This window comes from Pseudomonas weihenstephanensis (genome assembly GCF_001043055.1).
In the GTDB taxonomy this organism is placed as follows: domain Bacteria; phylum Pseudomonadota; class Gammaproteobacteria; order Pseudomonadales; family Pseudomonadaceae; genus Aquipseudomonas; species Aquipseudomonas weihenstephanensis.
Genome location: NZ_JYLF01000013.1, coordinates 57,804 through 82,260, shown reverse-complemented (window position 1 = coordinate 82,260; position 24,457 = coordinate 57,804). Strand labels below are relative to the sequence as shown.

Annotated in this window: 22 protein-coding genes, 1 rRNA gene and 3 pseudogenes; 18 read left to right on the top strand and 8 right to left on the bottom strand. The window is 56.6% G+C overall.

Annotation, left to right across the window (positions count from 1 at the left end; translation table 11 throughout):
* Positions 1–102, top strand: a 5S ribosomal RNA gene (rrf, locus tag TU86_RS21750); the annotation flags it as partial.
* A 251-nt stretch (positions 103–353) separates the two neighbouring features.
* Positions 354–1,152: pseudogene (locus TU86_RS22740) on the top strand (IS5 family transposase).
* Here TU86_RS22740 and queD read toward each other — a convergent pair.
* Positions 1,149–1,505 (bottom strand): 6-carboxytetrahydropterin synthase QueD, encoded by a 357-nt coding sequence (queD, locus tag TU86_RS21740; RefSeq protein ID WP_059761996.1) that lies wholly within the window; start codon positions 1,503–1,505, stop codon positions 1,149–1,151. The pseudogene TU86_RS22740 and the gene queD overlap by 4 nt on opposite strands.
* A 216-nt stretch (positions 1,506–1,721) precedes the next feature.
* On the opposite strand from queD, the gene TU86_RS21735 reads away from it, so the two are divergent.
* The 3 genes from TU86_RS21735 to TU86_RS21725 are packed head-to-tail and all read left to right on the top strand — an operon-like array spanning position 1,722 to position 4,035.
* Positions 1,722–2,036, top strand: a complete 315-nt coding sequence (locus TU86_RS21735) for a PepSY domain-containing protein (RefSeq protein ID WP_048366388.1) — start codon at positions 1,722–1,724, stop codon at positions 2,034–2,036.
* Positions 2,036–2,704 (top strand): response regulator transcription factor, encoded by a 669-nt coding sequence (locus tag TU86_RS21730; protein ID WP_048366387.1) that lies wholly within the window; start codon positions 2,036–2,038, stop codon positions 2,702–2,704. The genes TU86_RS21735 and TU86_RS21730 overlap by 1 nt, the downstream gene beginning before the upstream one ends.
* Entirely contained in the window at positions 2,701–4,035 is a 1,335-nt protein-coding gene (locus TU86_RS21725; protein ID WP_048366386.1) for an ATP-binding protein, read from the top strand. The genes TU86_RS21730 and TU86_RS21725 overlap by 4 nt, the downstream gene beginning before the upstream one ends.
* A gap of 26 nt (positions 4,036–4,061) precedes the next feature.
* Here TU86_RS21725 and TU86_RS23815 read toward each other — a convergent pair whose 3' ends face one another.
* The gene (locus tag TU86_RS23815) at positions 4,062–4,817 is read right to left on the bottom strand and encodes a methyl-accepting chemotaxis protein (RefSeq protein ID WP_420850463.1); all 756 of its coding nucleotides are present in this window, start codon (positions 4,815–4,817) and stop codon (positions 4,062–4,064) included.
* A gap of 102 nt (positions 4,818–4,919) precedes the next feature.
* A pseudogene (locus tag TU86_RS23810) lies at positions 4,920–5,066 on the bottom strand (HAMP domain-containing protein); the annotation flags it as partial.
* Positions 5,067–6,515: 1,449 nt separating this feature from the next.
* Between TU86_RS23810 and TU86_RS21715 the strand changes: the two are divergent.
* The 3 genes and pseudogenes from TU86_RS21715 to TU86_RS23800 all read left to right on the top strand — a co-directional run bounded on the left by TU86_RS21715 (position 6,516) and on the right by TU86_RS23800 (position 9,623).
* A complete protein-coding gene (locus tag TU86_RS21715; protein ID WP_162207816.1) occupies positions 6,516–7,835 on the top strand; it encodes a Na+/H+ antiporter family protein in 1,320 nt (439 codons plus the stop codon).
* Positions 7,836–7,940: 105 nt separating this feature from the next.
* Positions 7,941–8,765: pseudogene (locus tag TU86_RS23805) on the top strand (cache domain-containing protein); the annotation flags it as partial.
* A 15-nt stretch (positions 8,766–8,780) separates the two neighbouring features.
* Positions 8,781–9,623, top strand: a complete 843-nt coding sequence (locus tag TU86_RS23800; RefSeq protein ID WP_420876389.1) for a methyl-accepting chemotaxis protein — start codon at positions 8,781–8,783, stop codon at positions 9,621–9,623.
* 50 nt (positions 9,624–9,673) lie between these two features.
* Here the strand turns inward: TU86_RS23800 and TU86_RS21705 are convergent, their stop codons facing one another.
* Together TU86_RS21705 and TU86_RS21700 are read right to left on the bottom strand one after the other, a co-directional pair.
* Positions 9,674–10,540: a pirin family protein gene (locus TU86_RS21705; RefSeq protein ID WP_048366382.1), complete on the bottom strand. Its 867-nt coding sequence runs from the start codon at positions 10,538–10,540 to the stop codon at positions 9,674–9,676.
* A 64-nt stretch (positions 10,541–10,604) separates the two neighbouring features.
* Entirely contained in the window at positions 10,605–11,021 is a 417-nt protein-coding gene (locus TU86_RS21700) for an OsmC family protein (protein ID WP_048366381.1), read from the bottom strand.
* Positions 11,022–11,167: 146 nt separating this feature from the next.
* On the opposite strand from TU86_RS21700, the gene TU86_RS21695 reads away from it, so the two are divergent.
* Positions 11,168–12,169: an amidohydrolase family protein gene (locus TU86_RS21695; protein ID WP_420850465.1), complete on the top strand. Its 1,002-nt coding sequence runs from the start codon at positions 11,168–11,170 to the stop codon at positions 12,167–12,169.
* A gap of 65 nt (positions 12,170–12,234) precedes the next feature.
* Here TU86_RS21695 and fabB read toward each other — a convergent pair whose 3' ends face one another.
* The 3 genes from fabB to TU86_RS21680 all read right to left on the bottom strand — a co-directional run bounded on the left by fabB (position 12,235) and on the right by TU86_RS21680 (position 16,102).
* Complete coding sequence (fabB, locus tag TU86_RS21690; RefSeq protein WP_048366380.1) at positions 12,235–13,455, bottom strand: beta-ketoacyl-ACP synthase I; 1,221 nt, start codon at positions 13,453–13,455, stop codon at positions 12,235–12,237.
* A gap of 11 nt (positions 13,456–13,466) precedes the next feature.
* The gene (fabA, locus tag TU86_RS21685; protein ID WP_048366379.1) at positions 13,467–13,982 is read right to left on the bottom strand and encodes a 3-hydroxyacyl-[acyl-carrier-protein] dehydratase FabA; all 516 of its coding nucleotides are present in this window, start codon (positions 13,980–13,982) and stop codon (positions 13,467–13,469) included.
* 248 nt (positions 13,983–14,230) lie between these two features.
* Complete coding sequence (locus tag TU86_RS21680; RefSeq protein ID WP_048366378.1) at positions 14,231–16,102, bottom strand: response regulator; 1,872 nt, start codon at positions 16,100–16,102, stop codon at positions 14,231–14,233.
* Between the two features lie 263 nt (positions 16,103–16,365).
* Between TU86_RS21680 and TU86_RS21675 the strand changes: the two genes are divergently transcribed.
* The 9 genes from TU86_RS21675 (at position 16,366) to TU86_RS21635 (ending at position 24,326) form a co-directional block, all read left to right on the top strand.
* A complete protein-coding gene (locus tag TU86_RS21675) occupies positions 16,366–17,391 on the top strand; it encodes an NAD(P)H-dependent glycerol-3-phosphate dehydrogenase (RefSeq protein WP_048366377.1) in 1,026 nt (341 codons plus the stop codon).
* 19 nt (positions 17,392–17,410) lie between these two features.
* Positions 17,411–17,740: a DUF4389 domain-containing protein gene (locus tag TU86_RS21670; protein ID WP_048366376.1), complete on the top strand. Its 330-nt coding sequence runs from the start codon at positions 17,411–17,413 to the stop codon at positions 17,738–17,740.
* Positions 17,737–18,186 carry a phosphohistidine phosphatase SixA gene (gene sixA, locus TU86_RS21665; RefSeq protein ID WP_048366375.1) on the top strand — a complete coding sequence of 150 codons (450 nt, stop codon included), beginning with the start codon at positions 17,737–17,739 and terminating at the stop codon, positions 18,184–18,186. Before TU86_RS21670 ends, sixA begins: the two co-directional genes overlap by 4 nt.
* Before the next feature lie 134 nt (positions 18,187–18,320).
* The gene (locus TU86_RS21660; protein WP_048366374.1) at positions 18,321–19,994 is read left to right on the top strand and encodes an AMP-binding protein; all 1,674 of its coding nucleotides are present in this window, start codon (positions 18,321–18,323) and stop codon (positions 19,992–19,994) included.
* Between the two features lie 22 nt (positions 19,995–20,016).
* The gene (locus TU86_RS21655) at positions 20,017–20,460 is read left to right on the top strand and encodes a hotdog fold thioesterase (RefSeq protein WP_048366373.1); all 444 of its coding nucleotides are present in this window, start codon (positions 20,017–20,019) and stop codon (positions 20,458–20,460) included.
* Between the two features lie 111 nt (positions 20,461–20,571).
* Positions 20,572–21,372 (top strand): alpha/beta fold hydrolase, encoded by an 801-nt coding sequence (locus TU86_RS21650; protein WP_048366393.1) that lies wholly within the window; start codon positions 20,572–20,574, stop codon positions 21,370–21,372.
* A 12-nt stretch (positions 21,373–21,384) separates the two neighbouring features.
* Complete coding sequence (locus TU86_RS21645; protein ID WP_048366372.1) at positions 21,385–22,239, top strand: alpha/beta hydrolase; 855 nt, start codon at positions 21,385–21,387, stop codon at positions 22,237–22,239.
* Between the two features lie 145 nt (positions 22,240–22,384).
* On the top strand, positions 22,385–23,203 hold the full coding sequence (locus tag TU86_RS21640) for a DUF4892 domain-containing protein (RefSeq protein WP_048366371.1): 819 nt from the start codon (positions 22,385–22,387) through the stop codon (positions 23,201–23,203).
* A gap of 73 nt (positions 23,204–23,276) precedes the next feature.
* The gene (locus TU86_RS21635; protein ID WP_048366370.1) at positions 23,277–24,326 is read left to right on the top strand and encodes an AI-2E family transporter; all 1,050 of its coding nucleotides are present in this window, start codon (positions 23,277–23,279) and stop codon (positions 24,324–24,326) included.
* Positions 24,327–24,457: the final 131 nt, after the last annotated feature.

Genomic DNA, 24,457 nt, shown 5'->3' with positions numbered 1-24,457 from the left:
AGCATTGGAACCACCTGATCCCATCCCGAACTCAGTAGTGAAACGATGCATCGCCGATGGTAGTGTGGGGTTTCCCCATGTGAGAGTAGGTCATCGTCAAGATTAAATTCCAGAATCCCTGTCTGCTTACGCAGATGGGGATTTTGTTTGTGCGCTCGAAAAAAAATGATTATCGGCTCAGCCTGCAACGTGATCTCAGGTCACTGACCAGCCATCCCAAGTACAATTCCGACGTTCTTCATCTAGGCTCTGTACGAAATCAGCTGAAACCCATTTGAATGCCACGGGCGTTACGATTCAGTAAAGTCCGCGATCATCAACGGCTGGAGCCCACGATGGCCAAACGGTAGGAAATCCCCGACGCAGCCTGGGATTTGGTTGCAGGCATCTTCTATGAATCATGCCTTAGCAGGCGCCCACGAACAGATGATCGCTTGATGTTCAACGGGTGCTCTGTTCTGGCGCCACCTGACGCTATATGCATGAGCGCTTTGGCCCATGGTCGACGGTTTATCAGCGCTTTCGTGACTGGCGCAATCGCGCAGCGTTTGACCAGATGCTCAAGCGGCTTCACATCAAGCTCAACGAGCACCGGTTAACTGATCTGTAAACCTGGCTGATTGACTCCACCGCAGTACGAGCAACCCTGGCCTCTTCTAGCGCTGGGGAAAAAAGGGGGGCTGAAAAACCGCAAGATCACGCGCTCGGGCGCAGTCGTGGCGGCCTGACCACCAAGATTCATCTGCTTTGCGGATGCCAATGGCGTCGCTCTGAAGTTTCTACTCACGGGCGTACAGGCCAGCGACATTGCCTACGCCCAGCCGTTGCTCGATGAAGCATACCTATCCAGCTTGCGCGTTCGCCTCCGCAAACGCTGCCAAAGGCTATGACGCTGAAGCGTTGGACCGGTATCGCAGGCACCCGGTGATTCCACTGCGCAGTATGAAGTGCAAACCCAAGTCGGGGTTACCGAGACTGTTTGATCGTCCCAAGTACCGACCGCGCAATAGCCTCGAGCGCAAGTTTGGTTGGCTGAAGGAGAACCGCCGCATCGTTACGCGCTTCGACAAACTCGCAAAAAGTGATGCAGCGATGGCCTCTGTGGCCTGTGCCATGCGATGTTTACGACATTACTTTTCGTACCGAACTTAGTCCCCGTAGTAGATACAACCACTGGTACATGTTTCATGAATTCGAATCGCTGACAGCTCAGGCAGTAAAGGCTTCAACTGCTGCCAGATCCACTTGGCCAGGACTTCACTGGTTGGGTTTTCAAGGCCAGGAATATCATTCAAATAATTATGATCAAGCTGCTCGTACAGGGGCTTAAAAATCGCCTTGATTTCAGAAAAGTCACGGATCCAGCCGGTATTGGGGTCAATGTCGCCGCTTAGATGAATGGCAACTTTGAATGAATGGCCATGTAAACGACCACATTTGTGCCCCTCAGGAACAAATGGCAGCCGATGCGCAGATTCGAATGTAAACTCTTTAAAAATTTCCACAGTGTTTATAGCTCTTGAAGAGATGGCTGTCGCAGGTGCGACGAATGCAGGCGCGCAGTTTAACAGTTAACGTTGTACACGCGAGTAGCCACCCGCCTTGAAGGCGCGCTGGGTGACCAAACGCCGTGTTAATTCAGTTTCAATTAAGCGACTTTCGTTACAGTCTTCGCTTTCGATAGTGTCTTTCATTTCACCCGATGTTCCACCGGAGTAGCCATGAACATCAACGTACGCTTTAGCCGACTGTTAGCGCTGATGCTCTGTGCATGTTGCTCGTTGGCTTCCGCGCGGGATTTGGGTCAAGACGAAGCGCTTCGCTTACGTGAGAGGGGTGAAATTTTACCCCTTGAGGACATTCTTAAATCCGCGTTTGACCGCTATCCGGGCTCAAAATTATTAGAGGCTGAACTGGAAGAGAAACATGATACCTATGTCTATGAGGTCGAATTGCTAACCCCTCAGGGTGTTGTCCGGGAACTCAAATTCAATGCCAGTAGAGGCAATCTGACTAAAGATAAGGAAGACGATTGATGCGTTTGTTACTGGTGGAAGACCATGTCCCACTCGCTGATGAGTTGATCGCCGGACTTACTCGCCAAGGCTATGCAGTCGATTGGTTGGCGGATGGTCGCGATGCCCTTCATCAAGGCCAGAGTGAACCCTATGACCTGATTGTTCTCGATCTGGGTTTACCCGGAATGCCAGGTATTGAGGTGCTTGAAAAGTGGCGCTCAGCAGGGCTGACAACTCCCGTTTTAATCCTCACCGCACGCAGCTCTTGGGCCGAACGCATAGAGGGTCTCAAGGCTGGAGCGGATGATTACTTGACCAAGCCTTTTCATCCCGAAGAATTACAGTTACGGGTTCAGGCCCTGTTGCGCCGTACGCATGGGCATGCCAATCAGCCACTTTTGAAGTCTGCGGGTCTGCAACTGGATGAGGCTCGCCAATGTGTTACCCGTGACGGTGTTGAGATCCAGCTGACCGCTGCCGAGTTTCGCTTACTGCGCTATTTCATGTTGCACCCGCAGCAAATCCTCTCTAAAAGCCATCTGTCTGAGCATTTATATGATGGCGAAACAGAGCGCGATTCCAATGTTTTGGAAGTTCACGTCAACCACCTGCGGCGTAAACTTGGCCGTGACGTTGTTGAAACGCGACGTGGTCAGGGCTATATCTTCGGAACAGCAGCCCAGTGAAGTCTATTCAGCGCAGGCTTAGCCTTGGGCTTGTCAGTGTCTTACTGGTGGTCGGTATTGTGGTCGGCCAAGTCAGCCTGTGGCTTTTTGAGAGTGGTTTGCAGCGTTATCTTGAGTCGGGTCTTCAAGATGACAGCGAGAATTTGCTGTTTGCGTTGAGTCGCGGCCCTCAGGGGTTACAGCTTGATGAGCGGCGTCTGTCTCCGGCTTATCAGAGACCATTTTCCGGGCACTATTTCAGTATTGAGTTCGGTGACATTCATTGGCGATCGCGCTCACTGTGGGATGCGCAGTTGCCCAAGACAGAACAGTCCGGGCTCAATAACACGCTTCAACCAGGCCCCGAAGGCCAAATGCTGTTGGTCTTGCGCAGTGACTACAAACGCTTCGGTCAGTCGGTTTCCATCACCGTGGCACAGGATTACTCGCCCATACGCAACAGTTTCCAACAGGTTCAGCGAATCGGGCTAGGCCTTGGGATGTTAGCGTTGGTCGTTATTTTACTGTTGCAGCGGATCACGGTTCGCAGAGCGCTGCGGCCGCTGGAAACAGCACGCATCCAAATTGCCCAATTGCAAAAAGGCCAGCGTTCGCAGCTCGACGCTCAGGTGCCCATAGAGCTTGAACCGCTGGTCAAACAGATCAACCACCTGCTGACGCATACCGAAGACACGCTCAAACGCTCGCGCAATGCGTTAGGCAATGTGGGGCATGCGTTGAAAACACCGCTGGCAGTGCTGATCAGCCTTGCCAATGACCCACGGCTTGTGACGTATCCCGACATACAAACAACCTTGCGTGCCCAGCTGGAGCAAGTTGAACAGCGCATGAACCGCGAGTTAAATCGTGCTCGTCTTACGGGTGACGCGTTGCCGGGGGCTCAATTTGATCCGCAGGCAGAACTTCCCGGTCTGCTGGCCACCTTGGCCATGATTCATGGGCAACATGTGAACCTCACGTTCCAGGCTCCCGACAATGTGCACCTGCCATGGGACCGTGAAGACATGCTTGAACTGTTGGGCAATCTGTTGGACAACGCCTGTAAATGGGCTGATTCACGGGTCGAGCTGAGCCTGCGTCAAACAGCCAACGGTTATGAAATCGAGGTGCAAGACGATGGCCCCGGCATTGCGCCAAATGAGCGCGATCAAGTATTGAGTCGTGGTACTCGCCTCGACGAACAAGCCAACGGTCATGGTTTGGGGTTGGGTATCGTTCGCGATATCGTCGATGCATGGGGGGGGCAGATGCAGCTAGCGGCAGGGCAGTGGGGCGGTCTATTGGTCACAATCACTTTGCCTGGCCAGGCTGACAAGGCGACGACAGCCTGATGCATGTCGCCGCCTTTGCTGCATGATCAGACGCGGAACTGATCCATCAGTTGCTGTTGTTGATTGGCCAGTGAATTCAGCGACTGGCTCACTCGCGCCGACTCATTGGCTTGTTCAGACAATGACTCCGTTACATCCCGAATAGTCGACACGTTACTGTTGATCTCTTCCGCCACGGCGCTTTGTTCCTCCGCTGCGCTGGCAATTTGTAAGTTCATGTCAGTAATAACCGTTACCGCATTACCGATTTGTTGCAGCGCGGTGACGGCTTGCCCGACTTGTTCAACACTGCCCTGGGCCTGTTGATGGCTATTGCTCATCGAACTCACCACCACTTGAGTGCCTGCCTGTAGTTGTTCGATAACCTGACGCGTTTCTTCCACGGACTCTTGTGTACGGCGAGCAAGATTGCGCACTTCATCAGCAACCACGGCAAATCCCCGACCTGCCTCACCCGCGCGCGCCGCTTCAATCGCCGCATTGAGTGCCAATAAATTAGTCTGTTCAGCGATCGCGCGAATCACTTCCAGTACCGACCCGATTTTTTCGCTGTTAGCCGCAAGACCTTCAACCTGGGTCATGGCATTACTCATATCAGCGGCCAAGTGGCCAATGCTGCGCGTGGTGCGATCAATAATGGTCAAGCCGTCACGCGTCGCCTGGTCGGCATCACGCGCGGCTTGTGCCGCTTGTGCCGCACTGCGGGCGACGTCCTGCGCTGTCGCACTCATTTCGTGAGATGCGGTGGCAGCCTGGTCAACCTGGCGATACTGCTGCTCCATGCCAGCGCTGGTCTGGGCGGCGATGGCGGCCGACTGGTCTGCGGTGCTACGGGCATCCTGCACCGAGCGCTTAACCTCGGCGATGATCGGTTGCAGCTTGTCCAGAAAACGATTGAACCAGCCCGCCAATTGGCCTAGCTCATCTTTTTTGTCGTAGGCAAGGCGTCGTGTCAGATCACCTTCGCCACTGGCAATGTCTTCCAGCATATTTGCCACGCTGAGGATGGGGCGGGTCACGCTGCGGGCCATCAGCCACACAAGCACCAGTCCCACCACCGCGGCGAGCAACCCGAGTGCCAGTTCGATCAACGTCCCGGCATAGCTGCGAGCGTCCAGCTCAGCCTTCAACGTTTCTGCCGGTCCAACCAGTACTTTTTCAGGCACATCCAGCAGTACGCCCCAAGGCTGACTGCCAGGGATCGGGTGGAAAGGGGTCAGGACTTTCAGGCTCTCATGGCTGCGAATACTTTGCGGCTCGCCGCCACTGGCCATCATGCGAATCAGTTGCGCACCATCATTGCTGTCGACCGTGTCCAGACGCTGGCTCAGTTTGCTGGCATCCAGGCTGTAGCCTGCCAACAGGCCCACGGAGCTGATAATGCCGACATTGGTTTGGCCGCCGTAGAGCTTTTGGCTGGCCTGTTGGCTGATGGCTTGCAGGCTATTGAGGTTGATATCAACCGAGAGGGAGGCAATCACTTTGCCATTGACCATCAACGGAAACACAATGCTGGTCAGCAATACGTTTTGCCCGTCGATCTCATAAAAATAGGGTTCGATGATGCACGGTTTCAGCGTTGCGCGCGGGCATGTGAACCATGTGTTATTGGCCTGGCCGCTGGGACCGATGCTCGTATCGGCCATGTCGCTTTCCGGCAACGCCATCGACGTTAACTGGCCTGGCGTGGGTTGCGACCAATAGAGCGCAAAACGGCCTTTATCGTTGCTGCCCAACTCTTTTTGATGATCAAACAGCTGATCTTTGCCATCCAGCGCATTGGCTTCGAACACCAGCGACAACCCCAACAAGTCAGGGTTTGCCTGTAGGGCCGCTTTAACCTGACGCGTCAGGTCTTCACGCAAATCGAAAGCATCCAGAAACCGCTTCTGCGATTGCTCCCGTAAAAACAGGACCTGACGGGCGAAACCATTGCCGTACTGGTAGGCGTCCATAAACTGGCGGCTGATGGCCAACGCCTGGGCCTCGCCCTGAGCTTCGATGCGCGCTTGCGCCGATTCGTTGAGCATCTGGGCACTGGAGGCTTTCACCAGTTCGGAGTTGTGCTCCATGCGATACAGGGAAAGGCCCACCAGCAATGTCACAATCGCTAACAAACAAAGTCCGGAAAGCAGGGTGATTTTCCATTGGATGGAAAGCTGTCTAATCGACATGGAGACATCCTAAAAAGAGGCTTTGTTTGTTAGCGGCCGACAGACACGTTTCTTTATGCTTGAAACGTAAAAGCCCAGTTTATTAAATGCCCATTTAGCCCTGTATTTATTAGGGGTAAAGCTGTTTTTGCGATGTTTATTGACAGGCCCCTGAACGCACTTTGACAAGGCGGCGATGCTGCTTCAAAGTGTGCGCCCTCAAATAAATCCTCCTTTCCAAATCCGGCGACTGGCACAGCAGTCATTTGCCCGGAATCATCCGCATGACGGTGTTGCTCACGTTGTGCGTGCCATGAGGTTGTAATGATAAATGCAGTAGTTGCCGCGGTCGGCATCATGTTGGTGCTCAGTCTGTCCCGTGTGCATGTGGTCATCGCCCTGATTGTCGGTGCAGTCGTGGGTGGTCTGGTGGGCGGGCTGGGTATTGAAGAAACCCTCAATGCCTTTAACAGCGGGTTGGGTGGTGGTGCTCAAGTTGCGCTTTCTTACGCGATGTTGGGTGCTTTCGCCGTTGCGATTGCCAAGTCCGGTTTGGCACATGCCTTGGCCGATAAAGCCCTGACGCTGGTGAACAAACAGCAAAGCGCGGGTGGCAATCGAGTCAAATGGCTACTCATTGTCTTGCTGTTAGGGGTTGCGATCTGCTCACAGAACATCCTGCCCATCCACATTGCGTTTATTCCGCTTTTGGTTCCGCCGCTGCTGTATGTGCTGACCAAATTGAAGATTGACCGGCGTTTGATTGCCTGTGTCATGACCTTTGGCTTGATCACGCCCTACATTTTCTTGCCTGTAGGCTTTGGTAATATCTTCCTCAACCAAATTTTGCTGGCCAACGTCAGCAAGGGTGGCGTGGATATCAGCCAGGTCAATGTGACACACGCCATGGCCATTCCGGCATTGGGCATGTTGTTTGGTCTGTTGGTCGCGGTGTTCATCAGCTACCGAAAAAAACGTGAATATGACCTGTCAAAAATTGAACAGGTTGAGCAAGTGGCCGTGAGTTACAACCCTCGCACCCTGCTGGTCGCGGGCGGGGCGATTGCCGCTGCGTTTATCGTTCAGCTGTGGCTGGGGTCGATGATTATTGGCGCACTGGTGGGTTTCTTGCTCTTCTCGGCCTCAGGCATCGTGCGCTGGCGTGAAACGGACGATCTGTTTACCGAAGGCATGAAAATGATGGCCATGATCGGTTTCATCATGATTGCGGCTTCAGGCTTCGCCGAAGTGATGAAAGCCACCGGTGAAGTGAAATCGCTGGTAGAGGCTTCTGCGGGCTGGATCAACCATAGCAAGGGCGTGGGTGCGCTGCTGATGTTGTTGGTCGGTTTGTTGGTCACGATGGGGATTGGCTCGTCCTTTTCGACGGTGCCCATCCTGGCGGCCATTTTTGTCCCGCTGTGCGTGCAACTCGGCTTCAGCCCGATGGCGATTGTGTGCATTGTGGGCACCGCGGGCGCGCTGGGTGATGCCGGTTCGCCTGCCTCCGATTCAACACTGGGGCCGACCTCTGGTCTGAACGTTGATGGCCAGCATCACCATATCTGGGACACGGTGGTACCCACGTTCCTGCATTACAACCTGCCGCTGCTGGCCTTTGGCTGGGTGGCGGCCATGACGTTGTAGGTAACCTGGCACCTTAAGCGGTTAAACAAGTTGTGTGTGGGGTCTTAACTTTGAAAGTTTCAGGCCGTTAACGCAGTACGTAGTTCCTTAAAAAGAGTAAAAGCCATGCGCCTGAGCCTGAAGGCAAAAGTATTGTCCCTCGCGGTGTTGCCGGTCTTGTTGTTTGCCTTGGTCATCAGCGTAACGACGGTCTGGATTCTGCAAGATCAGGCCACTAAAGAGGTCGAAGAAACCCGTCAACGCTTGCTCAATGACGCCAAGGCGACGTTGCGCAGCTACGTTGAGGTGGCGATGACGGCTATCAAGCCGTTGTACGACGCGGCGCAGCCGGGTGATGAAGCCGCACGGGCGCAGGCGATCAAGCTGTTGTCCAATATCACCTACGGCACCGATGGTTACTTCTTTGGTTATGACTCGCAAACCGTACGCTTGTTTAAAGGCAACAGCCCGGAAGGCGTAGGCAAAAACTTTCAGGACAATCGCGACCCAAATGGCGTGTACACCAACCGCGAATTGGTTCGCGCCGCTAAAGACGGCACGCACTACGCTCAGTACAGTTCGTCACTGCCCGGCAATGAAAAGCTGCTAGTCCCCAAGTTGGGCTACACCGAATATCTGCCCAAGTGGGACCTGGTGATGGGGACGGTGGTCAATCTTGACGGTATCGAGGCGCAGGTCGCCGACGTCCAGGCCGACGTTAAAGAGCGTATGGAGGGCATGATCCTCAGCATTGCTGCCATTACGGTGCTGGTGCTGTTGGTCATCGCCGTCATTGGCATGCTGGTGGCCAATACCATTCTGCGTCCATTGCACTTGATGAAAGCCAATCTGGACGATATTGCGGCCGGGGAAGGTGACTTGACCCATCGTCTGGCGATTACTAGCCAGGATGAACTGGGTGAGCTGGCAGGTTCATTCAACCGGTTCGTCGACAAAATCCACGCCATGGTGCGACAAATCACCGACATGACCTCCCAACTGACCACGCTGGTCGGGCAGGTCTCAGACCAGGCGCACCGTTCTGAGCAGGCGATGGAGCGTCAGCGCCACGAAACCGACCAAGTGGCTACGGCAATTAATGAAATGTCCTCGGCGGCGCAGGAAGTGGCCCGCAGTGCGCAAGGTGCTTCGGTCGCGGCACAAAAAACCGATGAAGAGGGTCAGCTCGCTAAACGCGTGGTGGATGGCAGCATTCAACAGATTCATGCGCTGGTCAGCGATATCCGTAACAGCGGGACATCGCTGGACAGCTTGCAACAAGATGTCACCTCGATTGTCAGCGTCTTGGGGGTGATTCGCTCGATTGCAGACCAAACCAACCTGTTGGCCCTCAACGCCGCCATCGAAGCTGCGCGTGCAGGTGAGGCGGGCCGTGGTTTTGCCGTGGTTGCGGATGAAGTGCGAGCGCTGGCCAGCCGCACACAGCAAAGCACGCAAGAGATTCAAAGCATGATCGATCGCCTGCAACAGGGCACCGATCAAGCCGTGCAAGCGATGCGCCGATCCAGTGAAGCGGGGGATGGCACCTCGGCGCAAGCCAATCAGGCCGGGACCTCCCTGGACACGATGGCGCAACTGATTGGCACCATTAACTCAATGAATGCGCAAATTGCCAGTGCAGCGGAAGAGCAAACCGCCGTTGCCGAAGAGATCAACCGCAGCGTTCACCAGATCGCGGTCGCGGTCGACAATGTGGCGGACGAAACCCAGCAAGGCGCCCAAACCACCCGCAGCCTGGCGCAATTGGGCCAGCGCTTGGGTGATCTGGTCGGGCAGTTCCGCATCTGACAGTGCGAGGTGGCTGATGGTTGTGTGCGGCTCGCCGCCATCGGTTACTTCTATACGCTCGGCAACTCGATACGGCCTGTTTCTCCCGGCACGGTCGGCCAATCACCGGCCGCCCACCGCGCCCTGGCGCGTTCAATCAAGGCCGGATCGCTGGCGACAAAGTTCCAGTTCATCCGGCGCGGCCCATCCAGTGGGGCACCGCCCATGATCACGACGTGGCAATCACTGTCGGCGCACACCGTGACCGCTTCACCCGCCGGCAACACCACCAACGTATGGCGCTCAAGTGGCTGGCCATCGATCTGAGCTTCCCCCTCAAGCACATACACCGCGCGTTCAGCATGTTCGGCTGCAATCAGCAGTGTGGTGGCGGCTTGCATCTGCACGTCGGCGTAGAGCGTGGGGGATAACACGGGCACAGGCGAGGTCAGGCAGAACCCCGTACCCGCGATCAGGCAAATCTTAACGCCCAGGTTGTCGCTGACTGGCAGGCTGGCAGCCGGGTGATGGCTGTAATGACCGGGGCCCTGCTCGTGGCTTTTGGGCGAGGCCAGCCACACTTGTAACCCGTGAATCGTCGAGCCTTCAGCGCGCAAGGGTTGCGGCGTGCGTTCAATGTGGGCAATGGCTTGGCCGGCGGTCATCCAACTGACGTCCCCAGGGCCTACGTGCTGATCTGAACCCAGGCTGTCTTTATGCTGCACACGGCCCTCAAACAAATAGGTAAGGGTCGACAGACCAATGTGGGGATGCTGTTTGATGTCCATCCCGTGACCTGGAGGATAGTGGGTGTGCAGGATGTGATCGAAAAAAACGAAAGGTCCGACACTTCGGCATTTGGCCGAGGGTAGCGGACGCAGAATGGGTTGCCCTTCAACTTCTTCGGCACGCGGCCGAATCACAGTAAGTGCCGACATGAATCAGTCCCGCCCATCAAGAAGCGTTGAGCATAACCCAACGCTTCAGGATCACGGTTGCCGGTTACTGGCTAAACGCACCTTCGGACAGATGCGTTTCGATGCTGATGTCAGCGGTGGTCATCAGTTTATGAATCGGGCATTTATCCGCAACGCGATGCAGTTCCTCTCGCTGGGCGTCCGTCAGTACGCCCTTGAGTGTGAGCTTGACGTACAGCTTGTACTTGCCTTGTTGCTCTTCCTCGGCATCGTGTTTTATCTCGACGGTGACGCCCGTGAGGGGAATGTCTTTCTTTTTGGCGTACATTTTCAGGGTCAGGGCTTTGCAAGCGGCCAGTGCAGCATCGAAGTAATCATGCGGCCCTGGTGCTGAGCCTTCGCCTCCCAGCGCTTTGGGCACATCGGTGAACACTTCGTAATCATCAATCTTGATGCTGTGACGAAAACCCTCATGCGACACGGTATTAACGGTAACAGTCATGGCAAACCTCAGCTTGGCAGTGATTAAAGGTCCTGATCTTTATAGAGCATGTGGCGGATCGTGCGTTCCATTTAACGTGCGGGCCTGAACCCTTAAGCCTGTGTTCGGGTCTATCACTCTCTACTGATGAGGATGACCGGGTGCGAATCAAATCATTACTTTTGGCTTTTGGGGTGCTGGCCGTGAGCACGTTGGCCCAATCGCGCGAATACGCTTACAGCGATGCTCATCTGCATTACGTCGATTTCTTCCAGGAAAGTGCGGGTATGCCCGCGCTGTTGGCGGCCATGGAAAAAAATCGTATTGAACACGTAATGATTTCCGGCATACCGGTGGCCAAAAAATGGCACGAAGACGAACCCAAGCGCCCGCGCTATTACGCGGGTGACGATGCTGACGCTTATTGGTACAGCGCCACCGATGTCTGGGTGGCAGATGCGGTCAAGCAACTGAGTGCAAAGCAGCGCGAGCATTTTCATCCGTTTTTATCGGGCTTTAACCCCAATGACAAAAATTCGGCGGCGCACATCCAGCGCATGCTCGACCTCAACCCCGGGCTGTGGCAGGGGATTGGCGAAGTGTTCACCCGCCATGATGATCTGACCGCCCTGATTTCAGGTGATACCCCGCGTGCCAATAACGAGGCCCTGATGCGCATTTACACCTTGGCGGCCCAACACGACTTGCCCGTTCTGGTGCATTCCAATATCACCTCCAAGCGTGAGAAAAACCCGCTGTACTTGGCCGAAATTGAACAACCGTTGGGGCAGCATCCACGCACACGCTTCATCTGGGCGCATGCGGGCACAAGCGCAGAGATTCACCGCCACCAAACACAGATGGATTTTTTGCTGCCAACGCTCACCCGGTTGCTGGCGACTTACCCTAACCTTTACGTCGACCTGTCCTGGAGCATGCTCACGCCTTATCTGCTGGATGAGCAGGGCAGGGCAAGGCCGGAGTGGGTGGCGCTGGTTGAGCGCTTCCCTGAACGCTTTATGCTGGGGTCAGATGTTGTAGGTCGTTTTGACAAGCTGGGCCAGGAGCTGCACAGCTTTGACCCCTTTTTGGATGCACTGCCTGTCGAGGTTGCGCATAAAGTGGCGAAGGATAACTTTTTGCAGGTTTTGCCGAAAAAGGCTCGATAGGCCAAATCCGGGACAAAAAAATGCCCTGAACCAGTCAGGGCATTTTTTATGAGCGGGCAGAGGGCTTATTTGCCTTCCCAGCGCTTGAGCACCAAGGTGGCGTTCGTGCCACCAAAGCCAAAGCTGTTGCTCATCACGGTGTCGATTTTGGCATCTTCACGCGTTTTGGTCAGGATCGGCATGTCAGCGACGGCCGGGTCCAGCTCATCAATGTTGGCGGAGCCAGCAATGAAGTTACCTTCCATCATCAGCATGCAGTAGATCGCTTCGTGAACACCGGCGGCGCCCAAGGAGTGGCCCGACAGGCTCTTGGTGGAGCTGATAGGCGGCGCTTTGTCGGCGAAGACTTCACGGATGCCTTTCATTTCGGCCACATCACCGACCGGGGTCGAGGTGCCGTGAGTATTGATGTAGTCGATAGGCGCATCAACGGTAGACATCGCCATCTGCATGCAGCGAATAGCACCTTCGCCGCTTGGAGCAACCATGTCGTAGCCATCGGAAGTTGCACCGTAACCCACGATTTCGGCGTAGATTTTGGCGCCGCGGGCCAGGGCATGCTCCAGCTCTTCAACCACCACCATGCCACCACCGCCGGCAATCACGAAACCGTCACGCTTGGCGTCGTAGGCACGGGAGGCTTTTTCTGGCGTGTCGTTGTACTGGCTGGACAAAGCGCCCATAGCGTCGAACAGGAACGATTGGCTCCAATGCTCTTCTTCACCGCCGCCGGCAAACACGATGTCCTGCTTGCCCATCTGGATCTGTTCCATGGCCGTACCGATGCAGTGAGCACTGGTTGCGCAGGCAGAAGCGATGGAGTAGTTCAGACCCTTGATCTTGAACGGCGTTGCCAGGCAAGCCGACACGGTGCTGCTCATGGTCCGCGTCACACGGTATGGCCCAACACGTTTCACGCCTTTTTCGCGCAGGATGTCCAGCGCTTCCATCTGGTTCAAGGTCGACGCACCGCCAGAACCTGCGATCAGGCCGGTACGCGGATTGGAGACTTGCTCCTCGCTCAGGCCCGAATCGGTAATGGCGTCTTTCATGGCCAGGTAAGCGTAAGCAGCGGCGTGGCCAACGAAACGATAAATCTTGCGATCGATCAGCTCTTCGAGGTTCAGGTCAATGGAGCCGGAAACCTGGCTACGCAGACCCATTTCGGCATATTCCGGGTTGAATCGGATGCCAGGGCGACTTGCACGCAGGTTAGCGGAGACGGTCTCTTTGTCATTGCCCAGGCACGAAACGATGCCTAGACCAGTGATAACGACGCGGCGCATTCGGATAACCCTTAGAAGTTGTCAGTTGAGGTGAAAACGCCGACCCGAAGGCCTTCGGCGGTATAAATTTCGCGACCGTCGACAGTGACCGAACCATCGGCAATGGCCAAGTTCAGCTTGCCCTTGAGGACGCGCTTGATATGAATGTTGTAGGTGACTTTTTTGGCGGTCGGCAAGACCTGGCCAAAAAATTTCACTTCGCCCGAACCCAGGGCACGGCCGCGGCCCGGCAGACCTTGCCAGCCGAGGTAGAAGCCCACCAGTTGCCACATGGCATCAAGGCCCAGGCAGCCTGGCATCACAGGGTCGCCTTCGAAGTGACAGGCAAAAAACCACAGGTCAGGGGTGATATCCAGCTCGGCGACCAATTCACCTTTGCCGTACTTGCCACCCTCTTCACTGATATGGGTAATGCGATCCACCATCAGCATGTTAGGGGCGGGCAGTTGCGCGTTACCTGGGCCGAACAGTTCGCCGCGACTACAGCGCAGCAATTCTTCCCGAGTAAAGGCGTTTTGTTTGGTCATGCGAGCTCCTCAATAATCCCATGCGGCAAGGTGGGGCAAAACTTCCCGACCAACTGAAACAGTCGCGCTTCAGTTCGCCAGCCTACACATAGACTATTGCGTAGTAGTGAAAGTCACAGCGCCAAGGGCACAAATGTACACTTGTTCACTGAAATTTAAAAACAGGCCCGTTCAGGCCCCCAATCGGGTGGCTAAGACTGCCGCACTTTTAAGTTTTACGCCAGTCGCAGGAAGGTCATGGGTATAAGTTACTGGACCCAACGCAACATGATTTGTTCCAGATCATTTCGTTTGAACGGCTTTGCCAGGTAATCGTTCATTCCCGCGTGCAGGCAGGCTTCACGGTCACCCTGCAAGGCGTTGGCCGTCAACGCAATAATGGGCACCTGAGTACAGCCTGAAAGCTGGCGAATCTGGCGTGTTGCTTCATAACCGTCGATGATCGGCAGCCGGCAATCCATCAAAATGGCTGTGAAACATTCGGTATTGGCCCGGTGAATGGCTTGGGCGCCGTCACTGACCACGCTTACCTCATACCCAAGGCTGCTGAGCATGGCCTCAATCACCGTTTGGTTGACCGGGTTATCCTCCACCAGCAGCACTTTGCGTCCTTTGATGCATAAGGGAGGCGCTTGAAGTGCGGCGCGTGTGTTGCTGACTGTGGGCTGGTGCAGTTCCAGCGGGATTTCTAGGGTGAACACCGAACCTTGCGCTTCTTCACTCTGAGCCAATAAGCGCCCACCCATGCGTTCAGCCAATGACCGAGCAATGGGCAGGCCCAGCCCGGTGCCGCCGTAACGTCGTGAAATAGAGCTGTCAGCTTGCTTAAAGGCATTGAACATCGAGTCCAGCTTCTCGGTGCTGATGCCAATGCCACTGTCGCGAACGGTGCAGGTAAACCAGATCAGCTCGTGGTCCAGCGGTTGCCATGCAGGTTCGATGCTGACTTGCCCGCGTTCGGTAAATTTCAATGCATTGCCGATCAGATTCACCAGAATCTGCCGAATACGGGTGGGGTCGCCCAGTACGTGCAAATTGTGCAGGCCGTCTGGCTCCACCATGCGCAAGTGCAAGCCACGTTGCCCGGCATTGTGCTGGAAGGCCTGCGCGCAGTTGTTCACCAATTCGCCAAGGTTGAACGCAATATGTTCCAGTTCCAGAGTTGAACGTTCGATCCTCGAAAAGTCGAGAATGTCATTGATGACCTTGAGCAAATGCTCGGTGGATTGCGACGCAAGGGCGGCATATTCAGCCTGCTCTTCGGTCATTTGCGTGGTTTCCATCAGTTGCAGCATCCCCAGCACGCCATTCATCGGGGTACGCAGCTCATGGCTCATCATCGCCAGAAAATCGGTTTTGGCGCTGTTGGCGCGCTCGGCCTCTTCGCGTGTCTCAATCAATTGGGCGATCGCTGTTTGCTGTTCACGGCTCGCTTGCGCCAAACCTTCGGCGAGGTTGTTGATATGGCGCGCCAGGCTGCCGAGTTCACCCTCGTCCACCACCGGTAGCGGTGTGTTGTAGTGCCCTTGTTGAATGGCCTTGACCGCATCGCTCATGTCACTGATCGGTTTGGACAGATTGGACGCCAGGCGTCTGGCCAGCAAGTAGGTGAATCCCAGCGCAAACAGCGCAAGAATCACGGCCTTGAGCAAGATGTCTTGCTGGCGCTGATTGAAGGCGTCACTGGACATTCCCACCAGTACCCGGCCCATATAGTCCTCGGCAGGGGCATTGGATTGACTCGAGCTGCGCCTGACCCTGACGGGGGCCTGAAACACCTCGATCTCAGCGCGATGGTGGGGGTCGAGCTGCGGTTGCTCGGCATGGACCAGCACATTGTTGGCGCTGTCCTGTACTTGCACAAATTGCACATGGGGGGTGTTGAGCGACGCCGCCATCAGGGTTTCGAGCACCTGGGTGTTGCCAGAAATAACCCCGTACTCAGACGCAGGGGCCAGTTGGCTGGCAATCAATTGGCCGGTGTGGTTCAGCTCCTGGCGTAAATCCTGAAGGCGTACGAAGGTAAAAAAGCTGATAAGCAGCAAGGTCAGCAACAAAGCAGGACCCAAACTCATCATTTGGGTGCGGGCGTGAATATCCCATCGACCACGGTCAGTCATGCGTGAGGTGTTCCATGAGCCAGTGCCGGCTTGCTGAAGTCATCCGTGACCTACGGTGGGTCATGCAGGTGCGCAGCCAGGCTGCCTCGTCAGGGGTGAATGGATGGGCGGCATGTTAACTGAGCTGAAGCCGTTTTCCAGCCAAAGCCATGCATTTTGCGCGGGCTCAGTTGCCGCAGGTCGCTGCACGGGGGGCTGGTCGCCAAGAGTGTGCTCCGTATAATGCCGCCATTGCCACTGCTAGATGGATGACGGGATTGCATATGACAGAACAGCGCGCTATTGCGGTCTTGGGAGGCGGGAGCTTTGGCACTGCGGTGGCCAACCTGTTGGCCGAAAATGGCCATCACGTACGTCAGTGGATGCGCGATCCGCAGCAGGCAGAGGCCATTCGCCTTAACCGTGAAAACCCTCGCTACCTTAAAGGCATCAAAATTCATCCGGGTGTAGAGCCGGTCACCGACCTGCAAGCCACGCTTGATGACTGTGATTTGTGTTTCGTCGCATTGCCGTCCAGTGCCTTGCGCGCGGTGTTGGCGGTCCATGCCGAGCGCTTGAGCGGCAAAATGCTGGTCAGCCTGACCAAAGGCATCGAAGCCCACAGCTTCAAGCTGATGAGTGAAATCCTTGAAGACATCGCCCCTCAGGCGCGGATTGGCGTTTTGTCCGGTCCCAACCTGGCGCGTGAAGTGGCTGAGCACGCGCTGACCGCCACGGTGATCGCCAGTGCCGACGAAGCACTTTGCTTGCGGGTTCAAGAGGTGCTGCACGGTCGTACGTTTCGCGTGTACGCCAGCGCGGACCGTTTTGGCGTAGAGCTGGGCGGGGCGCTTAAAAACGTCTATGCGATTATTGCCGGCATGGCCGTGGCGCTGGGCATGGGTGAAAACACCAAAAGCATGCTGATTACCCGAGCACTGGCAGAGATGACTCGTTTTGCTGTCAGTCAGGGCGCCAACCCGATGACTTTTCTGGGGCTGGCCGGTGTCGGCGACCTGATCGTCACCTGTTCCTCCCCTAAAAGCCGCAACTATCAAGTCGGTTTTGCGTTGGGTGAAGGGCTTAGCCTGGAAGAGGCGGTCTCACGTTTGGGCGAGGTGGCAGAAGGTGTCAACACGCTCAAAGTGCTCAAGGTCAAAGCGCAGGAGCTCAACGTCTACATGCCGTTGGTGGCGGGCCTGCACGCTATCCTTTTTGAGGGCCGCACCCTGAACCAGGTGATTGAATTGCTGATGCGTGCCGAACCCAAAACCGACGTCGACTTTATTTCCACCAGTGGTTTTAACTGAACACAACAGGAGCCGCCCCATGCGTGACACCTCAAACGCACCCCAGTACGAGTCCATCATTTTGCGCGTGCTGTGGATGCTGATTTTTTTAATGATCTGGCAAGTTGCGCAACTCGTGCTCGGCGGGTTGGTGCTGGTGCAATTGATCTACCGCCTGATCTATGGCGCCCCTAATGGTGGCTTGATGAATTTTGGCGACAGCTTGAGCGTGTATCTGGCGCAAATCGGTCGTTTTGGCAGTTTTCACACGGACCAAAAACCCTGGCCATTTGCTGATTGGCCAGCGCCACGCACCCCGGAAGGTGAAGCGCCTTATGCAGAACCCGTGCGCGAAACCAAGCAGCCATGAAACTGTGGATTTTGCGCCACGGCGAAGCCGAGCCCCACGCCTGCTCTGATGCGCAGCGAAATTTAACTGAGCACGGCCGTGAGCAAGTGCGCCAGGCAGCGGCCCATTTGATCGGCCAGTCCATCGACACGATATTGGTCAGTCCTTACGTCAGGGCGCAGCAAACAGCCGAAATCGTGCGCAAGGTTTTGGGGTTCACTCCAGCACTCAAGACTATGGCCTGGTTGACGCCCGAGAGCGATCCTGCTCACGCCCTCAATCAACTCCCTGACAACGGTAATGTGCTACTGGTCAGCCATCAGCCTTTTGTGGGCGAGTTGATCAGCCTGCTGCAATACGGCCATGACCGCCGTCCTCAGCCCATGCAGACCGCCAGTCTGGCGCAGCTTGAGGGCGACGGGGCGCTGGCTGGCTGCATGCACCTGCGCACGGTCCGGCATCCGTAACCTGCCGGGCGGTGTGACGGTTTAACAGCAAGTTTCAACGCGTGCTCTACATTCATTGCGTGTGGCCGAAGGAGTCGGCCCGGTCAGGACTCATCAAGGAGTCCGGATATCCGCCATGAGCCAAGGAGGCCGCCATGTCCAGCGCAACATGCTTACCCCTGCAAGCCTTTTACGAACGTGAAAGGCGTCATCCACAAAAAACCTACATGATTCAACCGTTGAGCGATGGGCGCGTGCACGCCTTCAACTGGTATGAAGTGGGGCAGCAAGCCCGGCGGGTCGCACAGTGGTTACGCAATCAGAACCTTGCCCCCGGCAGTCATATCGCCCTGATTTCGAAAAATGACGCCCATTGGCTGATCACCGATTTGGCGATCTGGATGGCCGGGCATGTGACGGTGCCGCTGTATCCCAACCTTACAGCTGCCTCAGTGGCCCACGTACTGGAGCATTCTGAAAGCGTGCTGGTGTTTGTCGGCAAACTGGATGACTGGTCGCACATGGTTGAGGGCATCACGCCTGAGCGGGTGACGGTCAGCTTGCCGCAGGCGCCACTCGACAGTTTTGACTTCAATTGGGACGACCTCCAGGCCTGTCCCCCCATCACCGACTCGCCCACGCCTGCGGCCGAGCAACTGGCGACTGTGATTTACACCTCAGGGACCACTGGCGAGCCCAAAGGTGTCATGCACAACTTCGGCGCGCTGGGTTACGCCGCCAGTCATGCCACGCACATGTTGGGGCTGCATGACCATGACCGGGTGATCTCTTACTTGCCCTTGTGCCATGTGGCTGAGCGGCTGTTCGTTGAGCTTGCATCGTTCTATGCAGGGCACTGCATTTATTTCTCTCAATCGTTGGAGACTTTTGCCCTCGATATGCAGCGCGCCCGCCCGACTGTGTTTTTAGGCGTGCCGCGGATCTGGAGCAAATTTCAACAGGCGGTCTACAGCCGCATGGGCGAGCGTCGGCTGAGCCTGTTGTTGAGCGTGCCAATGGTGCGTCAGCGGGTGGCACGCCACATTCTGCACGCTTTGGGGCTGGACGCGGTGCGTATGGGTTATATCGGTGCGTCGACCGTACCCCAGGCGTTGATGCTGTGGTATCGGCGCCTGGGCCTTGAAGTGGTCGAAATTTATGGCATGACCGAAAACTGCGGCTATTCCCATGTGTGCCGCGTGGGCCAGCATAAGCCGGGCTGGATAGGCCGACATTGCGAGGGCGTGGAGGTGCGGATCGATCCTGAAGGTGAAGTGCAAATGCGCAGTCCGGCGCTCATGATGGGCTACTTCAAAAACCCGCAATTGACCCGCGAAGCGTTTACCCGTGATGGCTATTTGCGCACCGGCGACAAAGGTGAGCAAGACACCTTGGGGCATTTGCGGCTGCGGGGGCGAATCAAAGAGATCTTCAAAACCAGTAAAGGCAAATACGTCGCGCCAGGGCCGATTGAAGGCAAGCTTGCCGCGCACGCAAAAATTGAACAGGTGTGCGTGGTAGGCGATGGTCTGGCGGGGCCGTTGGGGCTTTGCGTGTTGTCCGAGCGGGGCCGGGAGGAGGCTGCAACAGTGGCGCGCGCCAGCCTGCAAGGCAGCCTGGAAACGTTGTTGCATGCGGTCAATGCGGGCCTGGACAAACACGAACAGTTGCGCAGCCTGGTGGTAGTGAAAGATAGTTGGGGCACGGACAACGGTTTTTTAACCCCCACCTTGAAGATCAAACGCACAGTGATTGAAGACACTTACAGCGAATGGTTTGAACGGTGGGGCGCAGACAGTCGAGCCGTCCAGTGGCAAGACGGTAACTAATTCACTCTCCAAGGACTGACCCATGAGCTTGTGGACCACCACGCCCGACCTGGCGTACCTCAATTCACAGCGCAAAAATACCATTTGCGATGTGCTGGACATCACCTTTGATGCCTTCGATGACACCTCCATCACGGCAAGCATGGTGGTCGATCACCGCACGCATCAGCCCTTTGGCTTATTGCATGGTGGCGCCTCTGTCGTGTTGGCCGAGACCTTGGGGTCGATGGCCAGCTATCTGTGCATTGATCAGCAAAAGTTCTACTGCGTCGGCCTTGAGGTCAACGCCAATCACTTGCGTGGGGTACGCAGCGGGCGAGTGAGTGCTGTTGCGCGTGCGGTGCATATCGGGCGTACAACCCATGTGTGGGACATCCGCCTGACGGATGAAAACGGCAAACTCAACTGCATTTCCCGACTGACCATTGCCGTGGTCGCGCTGGGTGATACCCCGCCTGTGCGCTGACCAAAGGGGCAAGCAATGGCCGTACTGGCGTCCTGGATGGCGTATACGGTCATTGATGTTGGGAAAAATCCTACTGACAATAAGGCCACCCTTTTCAACTGGATGCCTTGTATGTCCCGGCAGATTTTTTTCGCCCATGCCAACGGCTTCCCTTCGGCCACCTACGGCAAATTATTTGCCTCGCTGTCGCCTGACTTTCGCGTCGCCCATTTGTCGCAGCATGGGCACGACCCGCGCTTTCCGGTGGACAACAACTGGCGCAACCTGGTCGACGAACTGATTTACCACCTGCAACAACAAGACGAACCCGTATTGGGCGTCGGCCATTCGTTGGGCGGAATGTTGCACTTGCATGCGGCCATACGCTGCCCGCACCTCTACTGTGGGGTCGTGATGCTCGACTCACCTGTGTTAACGCGCACCGATCAATGGGTGATTCGCGCGGCCAAGCGTTTTGGCCTGATTGATCGCCTGACGCCGGCCGGGCGCACACTGGGACGGCGCGAAGAGTTTGCAGACCGTGACGCCGCCCGGGCTTATTTTGCGGGTAAGTCGTTGTTTCGCAGCTTTGACCCGGACTGCTTTGAGGCGTATCTGGAGCATGGGTTGTGCGCGATGGATGATCGTCTGCGGTTAAGCTTCGACCCGGCCACCGAAATTGACATCTACCGGGGCGTGCCGCATACCAGTCCGGGGTTGATCAAGCAGTTGCAAGTACCGCTGACCATAGTGCGTGGGCGCGACAGTCGGGTGGTGATGCGCCATCATGCCAACGCCGTCGCACGCCTGCCCCTGGGGGAGGCGTTAAGCGTGCCGGGTGGCCACATGTTCCCGCTGGAACAGCCGCAAGACACCGCCAGCCTGCTGAAAGACATTTTTACCCGCTGGGAACTTCGTCATCCCGGTCTCTGAAGAGCACTCTGCATGAATCCAGTGGTTGAAGAAATTCGTCTGAGCCTGCCCCACATCGAGCTTGCCGCGCATGTGTTTGGCCCTGAAGACGGCCTGCCCGTGATCGCGTTGCATGGCTGGCTGGACAACGCCAACAGCTTTGCGCGGCTGGCACCCAGGCTCAAGGGCCTGCGCATCGTTGCACTTGATCTGGCAGGACATGGTCACTCTGCGCACAGGCCGCAGGGCGTGGGTTACTCGCTGTGGGACTACGCTTTTGATGTGCTCAGCGTGGCTGAACAACTGGGCTGGGAGCGTTTTGCGCTGTTAGGGCACTCGCTGGGGGCGATTGTTTCAGTGATCGTGGCCGGGTCATGCCCGCAGCGGATCACCCGAATGGCGCTCATTGATGGCGTCATGCCGCACATGGGGTCTGAACACGGCACGGCCGAGCGCATGGGGCAGGCGCTTGAGGCCCAATTGGCACTCACGCACAAACGCAAAACGGTGCACAAAACCCTGGAGGGAGGCGTCGAGGCCCGCATGAAAGGCATGGTCGCGGTCAGCCGTGAGGCTGCGCAATTGTTGGCCCAGCGCGGCTTGATGCCGGTGCCGGGGGGTTACAGCTGGCGCAGTGACAGCCGCTTGACGTTGCCGTCCCCGCTGCGTCTTACCGATGAACAGGCCATGTCATTCGTACAGCGTGTCAGTTGTCCCACCACGTTAGTGGTCGCTGAGGACGGGATGTTGACCGCCCATCCGACGTTGCTGGATAGGCTACCCTTTACGCTGGAACGGTTACCCGGCGGCCATCATTTACACGTCAATGACGACGCGGGGGCAATCCTTGTTGCAGACTGTTTCAATCGGTTCTTCGCCGCTCCTTGACTTGCGGCGGCCAACTGCCGAGGCTTGGCGGGTTGAAATGGGAGACAACCATGATAGATCTCTACACCGCTGCGACCTCGGAAGGCCACCCGGTCTCTATCGTGAGCAGGCTCAAACACACCTCACCTGCGGGTGACGCGTGCCGATGAAACCGACCAATCGTTTTATCTGTGCGCTGGGCCTGAGCTGCCTCAGCCCTCTGCTGTGGGCGGCTGACGTGCCCGGCAGTCATGACTTGCGAGACGTGCCACGGCTGGCGGACGCGCAAATTGTCGATTACACCGTCAAGCCCGATGTCGAGCGCATCTACCCGATGGGCGCCATTCGAAAAATCAGCGGTCGGCTGCGTTTTGAAGGGCAGGTCAATGCCCGTGGCCAAACCACGGCGATCACCTACGAATTACCCGCTGAGCACTCGGCCACCGAAGCCTTTACGGCTGCGCGTGAAGCCCTGCAAGCCCAAGACGCGCAGTTGTTGTTCTGGTGCCAGGCCCGTGATTGTGGCGAAAGCAGCCTGTGGGCAAATGAGATTTTTGGTAACTCCAAGCTGGTGGGCGCCGACGGTGAGCAGTCCTTCCTGTTGATCCGCCTGGCGGCGCCCGAGCAAAATCAGTTGGTCGCGTTGTATGGCATCACGCGTGGCAACCGCAAAGCCTACCTGCATGTCGAGCAGCTTCAGGCCAATGGCGATCTGGGCCAATTACTGCCCACCTCAGCCACCTTGCAGCGCCAGTTAAAAAGCACGGGCGAGCTGGATTTCCCTGCGCTCACGGCAGAACCTGATGCACAGTGGCTCAGCTTGATCAGTCGCGCATTGAACCTGGATGCAACCTCCAGGGTCAGCCTGAGCGGTGTTCACGCCGCCGCATGGCGCGACGGTCTGATCAAGAGCGGTGTAAGGGCTGCGCGCATTGAGCTGGGCGAGAACCCGGTCCAAGGGCTGCGGGTCGAACTGCTCCGTTAAACGCTTGTCTGCGACGGCTACACTCTGCGTAGCCGTCGTCTTTTTTTGCCTATGAATTTTCTGTGGAACACACATGCTCAATAACGATCGCCTGCTGGTGCAGATCCTGCTGCTGGTGTTGTTCGGTGCCAGTCTGTGGGTGATGGCGCCTTTTTGGTCGGCGCTGTTCTGGGGGGCGGTGCTGGCGTTTGCCAGTTGGCCGTTAATGCGCTTGCTGACGCGATGGCTCAATGGCCGTGAGTCGCTGGCAGCGGGCATTCTGACTTTGGGCTGGATGCTGCTGGTGGCAGGCCCGCTGGTGTGGCTGGGCTTCAACCTGGCGGATCACGTGCGCGACGCCACGACCTTCGTCAAGGATGTTCAGCTTGAAGGTTTGCCGCAGGCGCCTGGTTGGCTGGCGGGTATTCCGTTCATCGGTGAGCGCCTGGTGGGTATTTGGGACACCATCGATGAGCAGGGCGCGGCGCTGATCGTGGCCGTCAAGCCGTACTTGGGGCAGGTCGGCAACTGGCTATTGGCCCGCAGTGCACAGATCGGCGGCGGCATTCTGGAGCTGACACTGAGTATCGTGTTTGTGTTCTTTTTCTACCGTGATGGCCCGCGTTTGGCGATGTTCGTGCATCGCTTGCTTGAACGCTTGATCGGCGAGCGCGCCTCCTACTATCAGGATCTGGTGGCCGGCACCATTCAGCGAGTGGTCAACGGTGTGATCGGCACGGCAGCGGCGCAGGCGGTGCTGGCGCTGATCGGCTTCTTGATTGCCGGTGTACCGGGCGCACTGGTGCTGGGGGTGGCGACTTTTCTGCTAAGTCTTATCCCGATGGGACCGCCGTTGATCTGGATTCCGGCCACGGCATGGCTGGCCTGGAAGGGTGATTACGGGCTGGCGATTTTTCTCGGAATTTGGGGCACGCTGATCATCAGTGGCGTGGACAACGTACTCAAACCTTATTTGATCAGCCGGGGCGGCAACTTGCCCTTGGTGATTGTGTTGCTCGGCGTGTTTGGTGGCTTGATTGCCTTTGGCTTTATCGGTCTTTTCATCGGTCCGACGTTGCTGGCGCTGGCTTACAGCCTGCTGGTGGACTGGAGCGCGAGCCAGCAGAACAAAGACAAAGTCTGAGGCCAAACGCTGTAGTTGCTGTTGAGGCAGGAGGCGGTGATGGGTTGCAAAGCGGCCGTAAACCCGGTGATTGCGGTGTGACGAAAGCACCGGGTTGAAGGGTTTATGATGGCTTCACCGCGGATCGCAGC